This is a genomic window from Desulfoferrobacter suflitae, assembly GCF_022603395.1.
In the GTDB taxonomy this organism is placed as follows: domain Bacteria; phylum Desulfobacterota; class Syntrophobacteria; order Syntrophobacterales; family Syntrophobacteraceae; genus Desulfoferrobacter; species Desulfoferrobacter suflitae.
This window is the reverse complement of the sequence record NZ_JAIBKA010000003.1, coordinates 462,818-479,006: the sequence shown is the minus strand read 5'-3', so window position 1 is coordinate 479,006 and position 16,189 is coordinate 462,818. Positions and strand designations below refer to the sequence as shown.

12 protein-coding genes are annotated in these 16,189 nt (G+C 55.2%); 9 read left to right on the top strand and 3 right to left on the bottom strand.

The window, feature by feature from the left end:
- The first annotated feature begins 78 nt into the window (after positions 1 to 78).
- The 5 genes from K1V27_RS07595 to K1V27_RS07575 all read left to right on the top strand — a co-directional run bounded on the left by K1V27_RS07595 (position 79) and on the right by K1V27_RS07575 (position 6,152).
- Positions 79 to 2,163: a methyl-accepting chemotaxis protein gene (locus tag K1V27_RS07595; RefSeq protein ID WP_258929039.1), complete on the top strand. Its 2,085-nt coding sequence runs from the start codon at positions 79 to 81 to the stop codon at positions 2,161 to 2,163.
- Positions 2,164 to 2,186: 23 nt separating this feature from the next.
- Positions 2,187 to 2,651 carry a chemotaxis protein CheW gene (locus K1V27_RS07590; protein WP_258929038.1) on the top strand — a complete coding sequence of 155 codons (465 nt, stop codon included), beginning with the start codon at positions 2,187 to 2,189 and terminating at the stop codon, positions 2,649 to 2,651.
- A gap of 76 nt (positions 2,652 to 2,727) precedes the next feature.
- Positions 2,728 to 3,828 carry a protein-glutamate methylesterase/protein-glutamine glutaminase gene (locus tag K1V27_RS07585; RefSeq protein WP_258929037.1) on the top strand — a complete coding sequence of 367 codons (1,101 nt, stop codon included), beginning with the start codon at positions 2,728 to 2,730 and terminating at the stop codon, positions 3,826 to 3,828.
- Between the two features lie 59 nt (positions 3,829 to 3,887).
- Entirely contained in the window at positions 3,888 to 4,730 is an 843-nt protein-coding gene (locus K1V27_RS07580) for a CheR family methyltransferase (RefSeq protein WP_258929036.1), read from the top strand.
- 63 nt (positions 4,731 to 4,793) lie between these two features.
- A complete protein-coding gene (locus K1V27_RS07575; protein ID WP_258929035.1) occupies positions 4,794 to 6,152 on the top strand; it encodes a response regulator in 1,359 nt (452 codons plus the stop codon).
- 13 nt (positions 6,153 to 6,165) lie between these two features.
- Here K1V27_RS07575 and K1V27_RS07570 read toward each other — a convergent pair whose 3' ends face one another.
- The 3 genes from K1V27_RS07570 to K1V27_RS07560 form a co-directional block, all read right to left on the bottom strand.
- The gene (locus K1V27_RS07570; protein WP_258929034.1) at positions 6,166 to 9,282 is read right to left on the bottom strand and encodes an efflux RND transporter permease subunit; all 3,117 of its coding nucleotides are present in this window, start codon (positions 9,280 to 9,282) and stop codon (positions 6,166 to 6,168) included.
- An 83-nt stretch (positions 9,283 to 9,365) separates the two neighbouring features.
- On the bottom strand, positions 9,366 to 10,556 hold the full coding sequence (locus K1V27_RS07565; RefSeq protein ID WP_258929033.1) for an efflux RND transporter periplasmic adaptor subunit: 1,191 nt from the start codon (positions 10,554 to 10,556) through the stop codon (positions 9,366 to 9,368).
- Between the two features lie 12 nt (positions 10,557 to 10,568).
- A complete protein-coding gene (locus K1V27_RS07560) occupies positions 10,569 to 12,179 on the bottom strand; it encodes an efflux transporter outer membrane subunit (protein WP_258929032.1) in 1,611 nt (536 codons plus the stop codon).
- Between the two features lie 508 nt (positions 12,180 to 12,687).
- Here K1V27_RS07560 and K1V27_RS07555 point away from each other — a divergent pair.
- From K1V27_RS07555 to K1V27_RS07540, 4 genes are all read left to right on the top strand, one after another.
- On the top strand, positions 12,688 to 14,052 hold the full coding sequence (locus K1V27_RS07555) for a calcium:cation antiporter family protein (RefSeq protein WP_258929031.1): 1,365 nt from the start codon (positions 12,688 to 12,690) through the stop codon (positions 14,050 to 14,052).
- Positions 14,053 to 14,107: 55 nt separating this feature from the next.
- A complete protein-coding gene (locus K1V27_RS07550) occupies positions 14,108 to 14,344 on the top strand; it encodes a hypothetical protein (RefSeq protein ID WP_258929030.1) in 237 nt (78 codons plus the stop codon).
- Positions 14,345 to 14,695: 351 nt separating this feature from the next.
- Positions 14,696 to 15,157: a hypothetical protein gene (locus K1V27_RS07545; RefSeq protein ID WP_258929029.1), complete on the top strand. Its 462-nt coding sequence runs from the start codon at positions 14,696 to 14,698 to the stop codon at positions 15,155 to 15,157.
- A gap of 363 nt (positions 15,158 to 15,520) precedes the next feature.
- Complete coding sequence (locus K1V27_RS07540) at positions 15,521 to 16,123, top strand: helix-turn-helix domain-containing protein (RefSeq protein ID WP_258929028.1); 603 nt, start codon at positions 15,521 to 15,523, stop codon at positions 16,121 to 16,123.
- Positions 16,124 to 16,189 lie beyond the last annotated feature (66 nt).

Below are 16,189 nucleotides of genomic sequence, written 5' to 3'. Positions count from 1 at the left end.
GTCGCTGGTTTTGGCTTGTGACGGTATTCGGTTTATGAGGAGGGGGGGGCGGCAATGTTGAGTTTTGGAAATCTCAGTATGCGGACAAAGTTCATGCTGGCATTTTTGGCGGTGGGCATTATTCCTTTCCTGACCGTTGGCCTGATTTCCCGCAGCAAGTCGCTGGGCGCGCTCGAGAATCAAGCCTACCAGGAGCTCATTGCGGTAAGAGAACTGAAGAAGAAACAAATGGAAGATTATTTCCAGAATTCCTTCCTGGACATGGAAGTATTCAGCCGGAGCAAAGACGTATCAAGCCTTTATGACGTACTTTTCGACTATCATCTGGTGACGGATGTGGATCCGGACGGACCCTTCGACGTCAAATCCAGCCAGTACCAATCAATTCATGACGACTACGGGGAAAACATCATTCATTTCTGGAAGGATACCGGATACGAAGACGTGTATCTGATATGTTCCAGCCATGGACACGTCATGTTCTCATGCGCCGGCGGAGCCGACCAGGGCACGAACCTCAGGGCAGGTCCCTACAAGGAGACCAACCTGGCCAGGCTCTGGGAGAAAGTGGTCACGACCAAACAGCCGGCCGTTGTGGATTTTGCTCCATATCCCGCAAAAAACAACGAACCGTCGGCTTTTGCCGGCTATCCCATCACTGCGGAGAACGGGTCGTTGCGGGGCGTGATCGTCTTTCAGCTTTCTCTCGACCACATCAACAGTATCATGAAGCAGCGAGCCGGTATGGGGAAGACCGGAGAAACCTACTTGATCGGGCCTGACAAGTTGATGCGCTCCGATTCATATATTAAGCCGAAACAATTTTCAGTGAAGGCCTCCTTCGCCAATCCGGAAGCCGGCAAAGTGGATACCGAAGCCGCCCGGCAAGCGCTGGCCGGCAATACGGGCGAAGAAATCCTGGTTGACTACGCCGGCAATCGAGTTCTTTCCGCTTTTGCTCCGCTCGGAATCGGCGACCTGAACTGGGCCATCGTGGCTGAAATTAATCAGGACGAGGCGTTTGCATCCCTTGATTCTCTCGAATGGGTCATGAGCGTCATTGCGGTTGTGGGGAGTTTGCTCATCCTGGTTGTGGCGTTCCTTTTCGCACACTCTATCAGCAAACCCATTGATGAAAGTGTTGAATTCACGAAGCGCATGTCCCAGGGAGATTTTAGCGATACCCTGCATGTCCAGAGAAAGGACGAGTTGGGAGTGCTGGGAGGTGCGTTGAATGAAATGGTCGGTAAATTGGGCCAAATGCTCGGAGAGATCAGTGACACCGTGGAGACTCTGGACGATTCGTCGGAGAAGCTTTCTGCCATTGCCCAGGAGGTGTCAACCTACGCCGGTCAGAGCTCCGACAAGTCCAATACTGTGGCGGTCGCCGCCGAGGAAATGAGCACCAACATGACTTCCGTGTCGGCCGCTGCCGAGCAGACTTCCATCAACTTGGGCATGGTGGCGAGTGCCGCCGAGGAAATGACGGCCACCATAAACGAGATTGCCAAGAATAGCGAAAAAGCGCGCAATATTGCCGGACGCGCGGTGGAAAAGGCGCAAACTGCCTCGGTCACCGTCGATGAGCTGGGCAAAGCGGCACGGGAAATCGGTAAAGTGACGGAAACCATAACGGACATTTCCGACCAGACCAACCTCCTGGCCCTCAATGCCACCATCGAGGCGGCCAGGGCAGGGGAGGCCGGCAAGGGGTTTGCCGTAGTGGCAAACGAAATCAAAGAGCTTGCGCGCCAGACCGCCGAAGCCACCGACGAGATCAGATACCGCATTGAGGGGATTCAGGAGGTTACCACGGACACCGTTGCCAAAATAGAGCGCATATCAGCGGTTATCAATGAAGTGAACGATATTGTGATGGCTATCGCCACCGCCGTTGAGGAGCAGTCCATAACCACCCAGGACATTGCCGGCAACGTGTCCCAAGCTGCGCAGGGATTGCAGGAGGTGGCCGTCAACGTCTCCCAGAGTTCTGCGGTAGCGGCCGAAATTGCCGAAGCCATCGCGGATGTTAATCAGGGCAACATGGCAACATCCACCAGCAGCTCACAGATCAAGGCCAGCGCCGAGCAACTCAGAGAGCTGGCCGAAAACCTGAAGGCGATGGTCAAGATATTCAAGGTCAAAGGCGGTGCCAACGCATGAATACCGGTGCCGGAGCAGAGCAGATGCCGGAGCACAGTCTGAATGTCGGCACTCCCCTGGGCCGGACAGGCCATTCGATGGATATCGTCACCTTTTATCTGGGGGACGTACTGTTTGGCATCGACATTCTGGCGGTGCAGGAAATTGTTCGGCAGTTGGAGGTAACCAAGGCATACGGGAGCCCGGAATTTGTCTACGGCGTACTCAACTTACGCGGCCAAATCATGACAATTATCGATATCGGCAAAAAACTGGGGCTGGACGAGAGGGAGTCTAAGCAAGGAGGTCGTATCATCATCGTCAATTCTTCCAACGAGCCCATTGGACTCCTGGTGGACGGCATCGGTGACGCCCTGCACGTGGAACCCGGCGGCATCAAACCACCGCCGGCCAATCTTGGCGGAGTTCAGGCGGTATATTTCTGCGGCGTAGTGAGTACCGAGGAACACCTGATCGGCGTACTGAATTTGGAGCCGGTCTTGAAATAATGGTTGTTTGAACCTCCTGCAGGGCGGCAGTCGCCCCGCGACACCCGGCATGAGTCTTAACGATGAGAATATCCCAATGGCGCATCCTACACGATTGAAAGTGCTGGTGGTAGACGACAGTTCAGTCTACCGCAAAATCATGCAGGAAATCTTGGGAGAGGTCGGCCGTGTTCATGTCATCGGGGTCGCTCCCAGCGGAAGCGTTGCATTGAGCAAGGTGGCGCTGCTGAAGCCCGATCTTTTGACACTCGATATCGAGATGCCGGGAATGAACGGGCTGCAGGTGCTTGAGAAACTACGCGAGACAGCTCCCGAGGTGGGTGTGATCGTGGTCAGTACCCATACCACCGAAGGAGCCGAATTCACACTCCGGGCGCTTGAGCTTGGCGCTTTTGATTTTGTGGCCAAACCTTCGCAGCGTACCATGGAAGACAATAAGAAGGTCCTGAAATCGGCCTTGACATCGATCATCGAGGCTTACGACCGGGCCCGAAAAGTGCGCCAGTTGCTCAGGGGAGGTCGAGGTGCACGAGCGACTCCCGGTGTCGCTGCGGAGCGGACCGCGCCTGCTTCTCGGCAAGTGCGGCCCCGGCGTGCAGTTAAATCCCTGGCGGTCGCCATCGGCATATCAACCGGAGGGCCGGCAGCGCTGACCCGAATAATACCCCAGTTTCCCGCTGACATAGGAGTTCCGATCTTCATTGTGCAGCACATGCCGGCCGTTTTCACTCACGCCTTTGCCCAAAAGCTCAATGCAATCAGCGCCATTGCAGTGGTTGAAGCCATTGACGGAGAGCCGGTGGTTGCCAATAAAGTGTACCTTGCTCCGGGAGGCAAACACATGCGAGTTTCCCTCGATCGGCAGCGCGGAACAAGAATCATTCGCATCAGCGATGATCCGCCCATCAACAACTGTAAGCCTTCTGCGGATTATTTGTTCGGCTCCATCGCACAACACTACGGCGGCAATGCTACGGGGGTCATCATGACGGGTATGGGGTGGGATGGAACGGAAGGTTTGAAACTGATGAAGGCGAAAGGTGCGAGTATTATTGCACAGGATGAAGTGACAAGTGTGGTCTACAGCATGCCGAAGCGACCGGTAGAAATCGGCATAGTGGATGTGATAGCACCACTGGAATCACTGGTGGCGGAGATTTGCCTGACCATCAGGTAAAAAACGGTTGAATGAAAAAAGACGGGCGTCCTGATGGCGGGGCTTGTCCTTGTGAGACAATGGTTAAAATTGATCGCACCGAGTTCCTGATCTGGTCCAAATACATCCATGAAATATCCGGCATTCACCTGGCAATTGATAAATCTTATTTGATCGAGTCGCGCCTGGGGGGGCTGCTGCGTGAGTTCAAATGTTCCACATTTGGCGAACTGTACCGGGTAGCCAGGGCGGATGCCGGCGCGGCCATTGAAAAGAAGATCATCGATCTTATCACAACGTCCGAAACTTCTTTCTTTCGCGATGGTTCGCCATTCGCGATGTTCAAATACAAGATTCTACCGGAACTGATCGATCGACGCACTGCCCACGGTCTGCGAACAGGGCGTCACACCCTGCGTATATGGAGTGCCGGCTGCTCCACCGGGCAGGAAGTGTACAGCATTGCCATTGCCCTGAAAGAGCTCCTGCAGGACTTGAGTCAATACAATATCAGAATCATCGGTACCGATATTTCTGGAGAAGCGATAGCACGCGCCAGCAGAGGCAGCTATAACAGTGTTGAAATCCAGAGGGGGCTGGCGCCCGATGTTTTGGGAAAACACTTTGTCAAGGACGGGGACCGCTGGAAAATCAGGGATGAAGTTCGGGCTCTGGTCACCTTCAAAAGAAAGAATCTGTTGCAGCCGAATTTCGATCTGGGACGATTCGATATCATTTTCTGTCGAAATGTCGCCATCTACTTCAATGTCGAAGATCGCAGGAGACTATTTCAAAATATCGCGGACAGGTTGGAAAGGGACGGTTATTTGATCATCGGCTCAACGGAATCGCTCACGACCCTCTGTTCTTATTTTAAACCCAAGAGATATTTGCGCTCGGTGTTTTATCAGTTGGTGGATTGATTGATGGACGGTCCTGGCGGCAAAGGCTGATTTGAAGTAAAATTTTGCAGGGAGGCGCGTGCTATGGCAGTTGCGGCTAAGCGCATTATGATCGTGGATGACAGCAGGACAATGCGGATGCAGTTGCGCGAGGAACTGGAGGAAGGCGGCTACGAGGTTATCGAGGCAACCAACGGGCTGGAAGCTATTTGCCGGGCCGCCTCGGGAGCTCCGCTGGATCTCATCACCCTGGACATTGAAATGCCGAAAATGGGCGGCTTTGAGACATGCAAAAAATTGAGGAGCCCACCCTATTCAAAATTCATCTGCTGCGATGGGGGCAGGCAGGTTCCAATCATATTCATCACCGGCAACGACAACATCGAAGATCGACGCAAAGGCTTCCGATTGGGAGCCGTCGATTTCATCCTCAAGCCGTTCAATGAAGGTGAAATTCTGAGCGCCGTCAACAAGATCCTTGAGGAACAGGGGGCGGATGCGGAGATTGTTGCATTGGTGGCGGACGACAGCCGGGTAGCCCGAAAAATCGCAGTCGGGTGCCTTTCTCGCGAAGGGATCAGGGTGCTGGAAGCGGAAGACGGAGCAAAAGCGTATGAAATCATTGCCGATCGAAAGGAGCAGGTGGATATCGTTCTGAGTGACGTCATAATGCCCATCATGGACGGCAAAGCCTTGTGTCGTAAAATCCGGGAAGAGCTCTCCATGGTTGACATTCCAGTGATCTTTCTCACCGCGATAACCGATCTTTCCGAATTGACCGAGCTCTTCCGAGTCGGGGCCACCGACTACCTGGTCAAGCCCTTTGCCAAGGAGGAACTGCTGGCCCGGGTGCTGGTTCACGTCGAGAGGAATCGTATTCAAAAACAGCTGCGCGATACCATCGAACAGCTCAAAGAGGCCAATGAGACAATCCGGCAGCTGTCCATGATTGATCCACTAACGTGTTGTTATAACAGGGGCTATCTAAATGAGCAGATAAACAAGGAGATCAAACGCTCACTCCGCTATGGATCGCCGCTCTCTGCAATCATTTGCGATATCGACCACTTCAAAAAGGTGAACGATACTTTTGGGCATCAGTGTGGCGATGAAGTTCTGATAGAATTTGTGAAGATCATTCAAAATGCGGTAAGAAAAGATCTGGATTGGGTCGCTCGCTACGGAGGTGAAGAGTTCGTCATTGTCCTGCCGGAGACTTCGCCAGGCAACGCAAGAATCCTGGCGAAGAGATTGCAGTCGGAAATCGAGCAGAACCCCATTCGCTGCCTGGATAAGTCGATATCGATCACTGCAAGCTTTGGGGTGGCCGGGTTCGATGGGGCTGCACTCGGGGAGGAGGTATCCCCGGACCGGCTGCTATCCATGGCGGACGCAAATCTCTACACGGCCAAGCAGGAAGGGCGCAACCGGGTCGTTGGTTAGCGGCGCGTCGGGTTTATGGTGATTTGGAGCGCCATTCACTGAAGCGCTGCATGACCACATAAAAAACCGGCACGAACAATACTGCAAGCAATGTCGAGGCCAACATGCCTCCGATCACCGCGGTGCCGAGCGCCTGCCGACTGGCGGCACCCGCTCCGGTTGCCAGGGCCAGGGGCACGACTCCGAGTATGAAGGCGAAAGAGGTCATCAGAATGGGACGGAAACGCCTGCGCGAGGCTTCCACTGCGGCGTCGATCAGGGACCGGCCGGCCGCTCTCTGTTCACGCGCGTATTCGACGATGAGGATGGCGTTCTTGCTGGCCAGGGCAATCAGCAGGACAATTCCTATTTGGGTGTAGACATTGTTGTCAAAGCCTCTGAGTGCAAGCGCCAGTACCGTGCCGAGCAGAGCCAGGGGCACCACCAGAATGACCGCGGCCGGATTGGTCCAACTCTCGTATTGCGCCGACAGGACCAGGAAAACCAGCAGAACAGACAGAGCGAACACGAAAACAGCCTGGTTGCCCACCAACTTTTCTTGGTAGGACATGCCGGTCCATTCATAACCAACGTCAGCGGGGAGTTTTTCTGCGGCCATGTGCTCCATTATTTTGAGTGCCTCGCCGGAACTGAAGCCGGCTGCCGAGCTGCCGTTAATGGGCGCTGTCGGAAAGAGATTGTACAGGGAGATGATAGCCGGGCCTTCGGCATAGCTGATGTTGGTGAGAGTCCCGATGGGGACCATCTCGCCACTCTTGTTGCGAGTGTAGAGCCGCTCGATGTCGTCGGGTTGCAGCCGGTATTTGGAATCCGCCTGGACATAGACCTGAAAAGTCCGCCCGAATTTATTGAACTGGTTGACGTAATAGGAGCCCAAATAGGCTTGCAGCGTGGAAAAGACGTTATTGACCGGGACTTCCAGAGTTTCGGCTTTGGTTCGATCCACCTCGGCATCGATTTGCGGCACATCGGGACTGAACGAAGTGGTCAGGCCGCGCAGCCCGGTCTGTGTGCCGCCATCCCTTATCATCTCGCGAACTATTTGACCGAGCCTGGCGAAGTCAAAACTTCCCCCTTTGAGCTGGATTTGCATCTGAAAGCCGCCCGAGACACCCAAACCTTGAATCGCCGGAGGCAGCACAACGAAAGCAATGGCGCCCTCGACGCGTTGAAGCTGGCGGGTAAGATTCACGTAAATATTTTTCAGGTTGAGGTCCGGTCCGCGTTTTTCCCAGTCTTCCAGGACTACGTAAATAGCGGCCGCATTGGGGAGGGTGGCGGAATTGTCAATGAGTGAAATCCCGCCGATGGTGATCCAGTCCGCGATCCCCGGGGTGTCTCGAAAGATCTGGTTGAGTTGATCGGTTACCGCCTTGGTTCGTTCCAGTGATGCGGCGTTGGGAAGTTGCACCCCGACGATCACATAGCCTTGATCTTCGGTGGGCAGAAAACCCGTCGGCAGGCGCATGAAGGACCAGCCGGTGAATACGATCAATGCGAGGAATAGAATCATCATCCAGGCGCTGCGTCGCACCATCCATCCGACCAGCGCGGCATAGCCGTTTTCGCATCGGTCGTAGACGTAGTTGAAGGCGCGATAAAAAATGTTCAGCCGGCCCTTCCTCGGCTTCAAGTACAGGGCGCATTGGGTCGGCTTGAGCGTCAGCGCATTGACGGCGCTGATAAAGGCCGTGGCTGCAATGACCAGGGCAAACTGGCGATACAGCTGGCCGGTGACTCCCGGAATGAATGCCGCCGGCAGAAACACGGACATCAGCACCAGAGTGATGCCGAGGATCGGTCCGGTGAGTTCGGACATGGCCTTGATGGCGGCATCCTTGGGCGAGAGCCCCTGTTCGATGCCATGGGCGGCCCCTTCCACAATGACGATGGCATCGTCCACCACGATTCCTATGGCGAGAATCAGGGCGAACAACGTGACGATGTTGACCGTGAACCCGAAGGCGGCCATGGCGATGAAGGCGCCGATGATGGTGACCGGAACGGTTGTGGCGGGCACCAGCATGGCTCGCCAGTCCTGCAGGAACACCATGATCACGAACAGCACCAGTAGGGCGGCTTCGTAAAGGGTTTCATAGACTTCGTTGATGGATGCATTGACGAATAGTGTCGTATCAAACGGAATGCTGTAATCAAGCCCGGCGGGAAAGGACCTGCTCAGGTTTTCCATGGTCTTTCTGATCTCTTTGGCAACGGCCAGGGCATTGGCACCGGGCAGCTGGTAGATGGCTATACCGGCGGAGGGCTTGCCACTGTTTTCACAGTACTGACTGTAGGTTTGCGCACCCAGTTCGACGCGGGCAACGTCTTTGACTCGGACCAGTCGGCCGCCTTCACCGGATTCCCCCTTAACGATGATATTCTCAAACTCTTCTACTTCATCCAGGCGGCCCCGTACATTGACGGTGTATTGAAAGCTCTGGCTGGAAGGAGCCGGAGGGCTGCCGATCTGGCCGGCTGCCACCTGAAGGTTCTGGCCCTGGACGGCGCTGATCACGTCCGAAGCGGTCAAGTTCAGTGTCTGCAGGGCGTGCGGATCCAGCCAAATGCGCATGCTGTACGAACCGATGCCGAAGATGACCACATCACCCACGCCGGGCAAGCGGGCGATGATGTCCCTCAGGTTGATTAAGGCATAATTGGTCATGTACAGACTGTCGTAGCGGTTGTCGGGAGAGGTGAGGGTGATTACCTGTAGAATCGCCGTGGAAACTTTTTTGGTGGTGACCCCTTGCTGCTGCACCTCGGGCGGCAGGGAAGCCATGGCAATGGCAACGCGGTTTTGCACCAGCACCTGTGCAAAATCCAGGTCGGTGCCCACTTCAAAGGTAACGATCAGCTTGTAGGAGCCATCGCTGGAGCTGGTCGACTGCATGTACAACATGTTTTCCACGCCGTTGACCTGCTGCTCGATGGGCAGTGCGATGGTGTCGGCAACGATCTTGGCACTTGCTCCAGGATAGCTGGTGGTGACCTGTACCGTGGGCGGCGTGATTTCGGGGTATTGTGCCACCGGAAGCTGAAAGAGCGCGACGGCACCGATGAGGATGGTGACGATGGCGATGACGTTGGCAAAGATCGGTCGTTCAATGAAAAACCGAGAAAACATGAAATCCTACTCCAACCTAGGGTTTGGCCGATGGTTCGAGTTGACGGCCGGCCTGAGGGTGCAAGACAATCCCTCTTGCCGTTTTACCGGGGCGCTTTTTTGACCGGCGTGACTGTAGCATCCGGGCGGGCTCGTTGAATTCCTTCGACCACCACCCAGTCATCACTTTGGAGGCCGTCCCTGATGACCCGCATGTCGTCCATCAGGCTGCCGATTTCAACAGGGCGCTGCTCCACCACGTTTTTGTCATTGACAATGAGCAGGTAGTGCCTTCCCTGATTCAATCCGAGCGCCGAATCCGGCACCAGCAGAGCATTTTCGTTGACACTCACCGGTATCCTGATTTGTGCGAACATGCCGGGCAGCAGCACAGGGGTGTTTCCCACCACTGGGTTTTCGAAGATCGCGCGCAGCAGCAGTGTGCCGGTTGTCGCGTTGACCGTCGCCGATGCAAAATCCAGCCGCCCCTGGTGCGAATAGTCCTGTTCACCGGCGATTTGCAGATAGACCGGAATGGTCTTGTCCGTAGCCCTGCGGGAATTGTCCTCACGATCTCTGGCCAGTAACCGAACCAGCTCCAGTTCACTCAGGTTGAAGTAGGCGTAAATGGGGTCCAACCGCACAATGGTGGCGAGCTTGGTAGCCTGTCCGGCTCCCACCAGGTTTCCGAGATCGACCAGGTGCCTTTCCATGCGTCCCCGGAAGGGAGCATTGACCCTGGTGTAACCCAGGTTGATTTTTGCTATGTCAGCATTGGCCAACGCCTGATTCAGGGCGGCTTTGGCCGCATCGCGCTCGGCCCGCCATTTTTCCACTTCCGATTGGGCCGTGGCGTTCTCCTTGATCAGGCGGAGCTGACGGGCGTATTCCTGCTCGGCCCGCAGCAGCAGTGCTTTCTGCTGATCCACGTTGGCCAGTGCCAGTGCCAGTCGCGCCTCGTAGGGCTGCGGCTCGATGACGAACAGCAGCTTCCCCTGGTCGACAAAGTCGCCATCCTGAAATTCGATGCTGCTCAGGAAGCCCTCGATGCGGGCGACCAGATCGACCGTTGCGTAGGCCTGCAGGTTGCCGGTCAGCTCAACATAGTCGGTTATGGCCTGCGTGACGGGTCGAGTGACGGTCACCTGGGGGGGCGGCGGCGGGATATACTGGTTCCGGTCACCGTTACATGCAACAATACCCAGCCAAGCCGCCGCTGCCAGCAAAGACATCTGCACGGTTCCCCGCAACAGAAAACCCGCGCGCGCATCGCGTCCAACCTGTCCTTTTGCCATCCTGCTCCTCTGCTACCAGTCGGGTGATGAAAATAGAGTGTCTGTCTGCCTTGCTGTTGCATCATCAACATGGGTTTGACCAGTAACCCCACCCCAGTTGCTGCGCTCGCTCATGGCGTTTTGCGTCTCGCTTGGAACGAAGGGCTGTCCGACACTGATCTCCCAGCCGCCTCCCAGCGCACGGTAGGTAGCGATAAGGCCCTGGGGAATGTCACCGCGGGTAACGGCGAGGTCGTCCTGCTGCTGCAGCAAAGCCTGCTGTGCCGTCAATACAGTGGTGTAGTCGGTGGCGCCTTCGCGATATTGGATCGTAGCCAGATCGGCTGAACGTTTTGCCGCATCCGCGGCGCGCTTGAGGGAAACCACCCGGTCTTGCGCCTTGAGGAAGGCGACCAGTCCGTCCTCCACTTCCTGCTGGGCCTGCAGCACAACATTTTGATAATTGACCAGCAGTTCCTGGAAAACGGCATCCTGCAGCCTGACATTGTTAGTGATACGTCCGTAATTAAAAATATTCCAGTTGAAGGAGGGACCGAAGGAACCGGTTCTATTGTTCCAGCTGAACATATCAGCGAGAGTGGAGGTGCCGAGATCGGTTGCGGAAAAGCCGATATTGCCCGAAAGGGAAAAGGCAGGGTAGAGGTCTGCTTTGGCAATGCCGATTTGAGCGCACTGAGCTGCGGCCTGCAATTCAGCGTTGCGTACATCCGGTCTGCGTCGCAGCAGGTCCGCCGGGATGCCCGCGGCTATCTGCACAGGCGCTTGCGGTATGCTGCAGGCACCATCCAGCAGATCGCCAAGTTTTGACGGCGCAAGTCCAAGCAAAACACTCAGTGAATTCTTTGCCTGTTGCAGGGAAGTTTCCAATTGAGGAATCGTTGCTTCGGTTGCATTCAACTGAGTGAGAGCCTGCTGGACGTCCCGTTCGCTGGTGGCGCCGCCGCGGAAACGTGCATCGGCGATCTTCCAGCTTTCTTTCTGGATAGCAACATTGTTCCTGGCGATGCGCAGTCGCTCTTCGGTGGTTCGAATGAATACGTAGGTGCTTGCCACATCCGCCGTAAGACTCACCAGCGCCGCATCGTAAGCGGCAATGGAGCCCCAAAAGCTCATGTCGGCGGATTCGATGGCGCGTCGAAACCTTCCCCAGAAATCAAGCTCCCAACTCAGCGCGACGCCTATATCCGCCTGCCAATAGTCCAGACTTCGGCTTCCGCCGTCGCCCGCCGGGGCAATGCCCAAGGCACTGGTTGGGGTACGCAGGTAGGTTACCGAACCGAATGCCTGCTGGGTTTGCGGATAAAATTGACCGACGGCAATCCCCAGCTGGGCGCGTGCCTGCAGAACTCGAATTCCGGCAATACGCAGCGGCAGGTTCTCCTGATAGGCCCGTTGTACCAGCCGGTTCAAAACCGGATCAGCAAAAACCGACCACCAATCTTTGTAATTGGGTTGGTCGCTGGATACTCTGGAATCATCTGCTTCGATCCACTGAGCGGCGACGTCCGTGCCAGGCGTTCGGAAATCAGGCCCCAATTTCGTGCACGCCGAGACTGCGAGTGCCAGCAGCACAAAGATCCACCCAAGCTTTTCATTCCACGTTGGGGTGTGAGCGTCTCGCACTGGCTCTCCGCAAAAACCACGTCTTTCTGCTGAAAGAAGAAGACTGGCAAAATGACCGCTGCGACCAAAAGTAAAGACAGGGGGGATACTCTTTGCACAGGACCCGCCCCATTGCGCCCCTCTCTGTTGGTCTAATTAATTGGATGCAATGACTGGTTTTGTCAACCCAAAACTCAACGATGTGTTACAGGTAACAAAAAAAGACGCTCCGATAGCGTGATCAATCCACCATTGCCTCCGGACTTGGCTGTGGACCGCGGGTCTTGATGGCCATATGCGACATCCCGGGACATTCTTCTTGACATCTGTGAAAAGCAATTTACAATGGGTTTCCACAAAAGGGAGTAGCTAGCCAAGACAAAGTCACCAATACGGCGGCGCACCGTCGCCTGGCTTTGTCGTTGACTGTAGAGGTCAATTAGCGAGACTTTTGGCGTGATGGATTTTGCCGAAGGTCTCGTTTTTTTTTGCCCGGACCCGAGGTCATGATGGTTTATGAGAGCCTTTTATGAATTTGAGAAAGGAAGCTATGCGCCACACCCAAAAATTAATCCCCATTGTCGTCGCCGTGGTTTTCACCTTTCCAGGTTTTCTGTTGCGACTGTTCCCCATTGAACTGGCACCGCAGTGGACCGCACTGATCACCGGAGCCGCTATTCTGGGTGCATCCTTTTTGCTCCTTTGGGCTTGCGATGCCGCCCAAAAAGATATTTCCCAGGCACTGGCTCTGGCGGTTGTGGCGCTCATCGCGGTGCTGCCCGAGTACGCCGTGGACATGTACTTCACCTGGCAGGCGGGCCAGTATCCGGACAGCGACTATTCGCACTATGCCATCGCCAATATGACCGGTGCCAATCGGCTGCTCATCGGAGTGGCGTGGAGCCTCATCGTGGCCATTTTCTGGCTGAAGACTCGGCGGGCGGTGGAGCTCGAACACGACCGCCGCACCGAGATCATTTTTCTTGGCATGGCCACTCTTTATGCCTTTGTCATTCCCATCAAGGGAAGCCTCGCGTGGTACGACGGTCTGGTGTTGATCGGCCTGTTTGTCTGGTACATCAGGATAGCCAGCCGCCGGCCCTGTCAGGAATGCGAGCTGGATGGCCCGGCGGAGCTGCTTGGCGACCTGCCGAAGGTCAACCGTCGAGTGGCGACATCCCTTTTGTTCCTTTTTTCCGCTGGTGTGATTCTGTCTAATGCGGAGTCTTTCAGCGAGTCATTGGTGGCAACCGGCAAGGTGTTCGGCATAAACGAATTTTTGCTGGTGCAATGGCTCGCACCAATCGCTTCGGAAGCGCCGGAGTTTACTGTCGCCGTTATGTTCGCGTTGCGCGGCCACGCAAGTGTCGCTCTGGCCAGCCTGCTGTCCGCAAAACTCAACCAGTGGACCTTACTGGTTGGCATGATTCCGGGTGTTTATGGACTTTCCAGCGGTTCCCTGGAAAGTCCGATCCCCATGGGAAGTTTTCAGATGAACGAAATACTGCTGACTGCAGCACAGTCCCTGCTGGCCGTGGCGCTCATTCTGGGTATGCGACTTGGCCTCAAGGGAGCATTGCTGCTGCTGGTGCTTTTTATTGGTCAATTCACCGCTCCCTATGTGCTCGATCCCATTGTGGGACGTTGGACGTTGAATCCCAGTGCGGAACACATCCATTTGATCTTTTCTCTCATTTATGTGACTGTCTCGCTGCTTTTCATTTTCAAGACGCGAGAAAGTCTATACACATTCTGGGGTGGCATGAAACCGGAGATGTTGGGGGGGCGAGCGCAACCGGAACTCGTGCCGGTAGACCTCGGCACTCCGACGGTGCAGGTTGATCTCGGGTCAGTTGGCACAAGCGCGGTTTCACGATCCGCCGGAGAGAAATAGGTCCGCTAGAGCTTAACAGTGGAAGGTAATTTTTGAGATTGCCGGAGGGATTTTTGTGCGACGTCTAGCGCGTTTGCTTTTGGGTTCAAGCTTTTTGCTGCTGGGTTTGGCCGGGCTGGTATTGCCTGTACTGCAGGGATGCCTGTTCCTGGCTTTGGGCATCATCATACTGTCCAGGGACGTACCGCTGTTCGGCCGCATGGAGGCCTGGACGGCCAGGCGATTTCCCAGGGTGGGGCGGCTGCTGCTGGAGGTCAGAAAAAAGTTCTCGCTCCAATCGGATTATACCTAGGGCTTTTGCCGGACGTGTCAACCGCGCTCGCCCCAACGCAGCTTTCGTCAACTTAGTTGAAGGACACGGTTCCCCTGACGCGCTGATGGGGATGGCTGGAGCGCTCTTGTGATTGGCATATAACGTATTGACTATATTGCGCGAATTATGTTCTTCCCGGTGCTGCAACGAGTTGCTCATGGCGCGGGCACAGAAATTGCCCTATCTTGTGTAAAAAGGTGACGCGCCGGTCCCAACCGTTCCCCCTTCGTCCACACCAACCATGCAACTGACAACCGATTTCTACGTCTCGCGCGGCGGGCGCCAATGGTGAGCTTCTCTCAAGACCCAAAGCCGGAAAGGAGCTGTATCATGAAACCGCTGAAGGTATTTTATGACGAATGTATCCAAAGCAAGATCCTGAAATGCGACTTGAGGGCAGCACGGGTGAGACAGAGCTCCCATTGCATCAAGCAATTTGCCGAAATCAATCGTGCACAAGCGGCCTTCTTCGAGGACAATAAAGAGCAGCTCATTCAGAAGATGCTGAATAACGGGGTGGGGAGGGATCTTGCCAAGATCAACGGTGCGCTGCTGCAGGCTTTTTTGGAGGTATTCCCCGCCAGGGCGTTTCGCATAAAGAGTGAGCACCAGTACCGGAGCATGGTCTGCGAGGGAGAAAACCACAGTCGGGGAGAATTCATGTCCACAGCAGAAAGCACCATCGATCTGATTCACGAGTGCTATTGTCACCAATTAGAACCGGACCGGCGTCAACATCTCTTTGAATTGCCGGGCACTCATGGCGCCTTGATTGACGAGGAAGATGACTGACCATCAATCGGATAGGTTTTCACACTCCTTTGTTGACCTCCTGAAGATCTATTAGCCCCCCCAATCCGACCATTGGACCTGCAGCCCTTCGCCATGCCGGTGAAATGCCTCCAGGATGGCGGAGAACCAGACGAAGCCGTGTTGCGTTTCCGGATGTCGGCGTGCGCCGGCAAGATGACGACTATGGCCTGTCACAAGGGAGCTTCAGTGGTATGCAATGCCCTGTTGTGCGGATCGGTTTGTGCGGGCTGCAACGGAAGAGCTTTTTATATGAAGCGGATCGTTATATAATCCGCCAGCTGCACCGGTGGCATTCATTTTTCATTGAACAGCCCATGGACTGTGAATTAGGAGGGTTGACACATGGCTGACCAGCAATCAATCGATCCCAATGTCGAGGCGCTCAGGATCGGCGACAAGATGAAAGAGATGCGGGAAAAGCATCGCTACACCTTCCAGGACCTTGCAGCCAAGACGGACCTGTCCAAAGAGTACCTGACGCAGGTGGAAAATAATGAGGTTGACCCACCCGTTGCTACACTGCTCAAGCTGGCCAAAGCTCTCAATGTGAGCATGTCTTATTTTTTCCAGGATCAGGCGGGCAGTGAGAAAATTGCAGTGACCCGGGCGAGTGAGCGCACGCGGGTGGAACGACGCCCGCATCATCAACCAGGCGAGGTCAATTACATCTACGAGGCGTTGGAGGCTAAGAAGGCGGAAAAACAGATGCAGCCCTTTCTTGTTGAATTTCCTCCCCAGGACACCAGTGACATGGTGTTTGTCAGCCATGAGGGAGAAGAGTTCCTTCACCTGCTCGATGGAAGGCTGGAATTTCGCTCGACAGACCGGGTTGAAGTCCTTGACCCGGGTGACAGCATCTATTTCGAATCGGACGTCAGTCACAGTTTTCGCTGTCTGAGCGAGCAACCTGCAAGAGCCATTGTGGTGGTGTGGAGCAGACCGTAGGCACAGAAAGAGATTGTTGTGAGGATTGTGCGGCGCCGAGGCACTGAGCAACAAATTGCCGGGGGG

Excerpts from the sequence above, each read along its gene's own strand:
- K1V27_RS07545 (WP_258929029.1), top strand. The coding sequence starts at position 14,696 with ATGAAACCGCTGAAGGTATTTTATGACGAATGTATCCAAAGCAAGATC.
- K1V27_RS07590 (WP_258929038.1), top strand. The coding sequence starts at position 2,187 with ATGCCGGAGCACAGTCTGAATGTCGGCACTCCCCTGGGCCGGACAGGC.
- K1V27_RS07540 (WP_258929028.1), top strand. The coding sequence starts at position 15,521 with ATGGCTGACCAGCAATCAATCGATCCCAATGTCGAGGCGCTCAGGATC.
- K1V27_RS07565 (WP_258929033.1), bottom strand. The coding sequence starts at position 10,556 with ATGGCAAAAGGACAGGTTGGACGCGATGCGCGCGCGGGTTTTCTGTTG.
- K1V27_RS07575 (WP_258929035.1), top strand. The coding sequence starts at position 4,794 with ATGGCAGTTGCGGCTAAGCGCATTATGATCGTGGATGACAGCAGGACA.
- K1V27_RS07595 (WP_258929039.1), top strand. The coding sequence starts at position 79 with ATGCGGACAAAGTTCATGCTGGCATTTTTGGCGGTGGGCATTATTCCT.
- K1V27_RS07555 (WP_258929031.1), top strand. The coding sequence starts at position 12,688 with ATGAATTTGAGAAAGGAAGCTATGCGCCACACCCAAAAATTAATCCCC.
- K1V27_RS07580 (WP_258929036.1), top strand. The coding sequence starts at position 3,888 with ATGGTTAAAATTGATCGCACCGAGTTCCTGATCTGGTCCAAATACATC.
- K1V27_RS07570 (WP_258929034.1), bottom strand. The coding sequence starts at position 9,282 with ATGTTTTCTCGGTTTTTCATTGAACGACCGATCTTTGCCAACGTCATC.
- K1V27_RS07585 (WP_258929037.1), top strand. The coding sequence starts at position 2,728 with ATGGCGCATCCTACACGATTGAAAGTGCTGGTGGTAGACGACAGTTCA.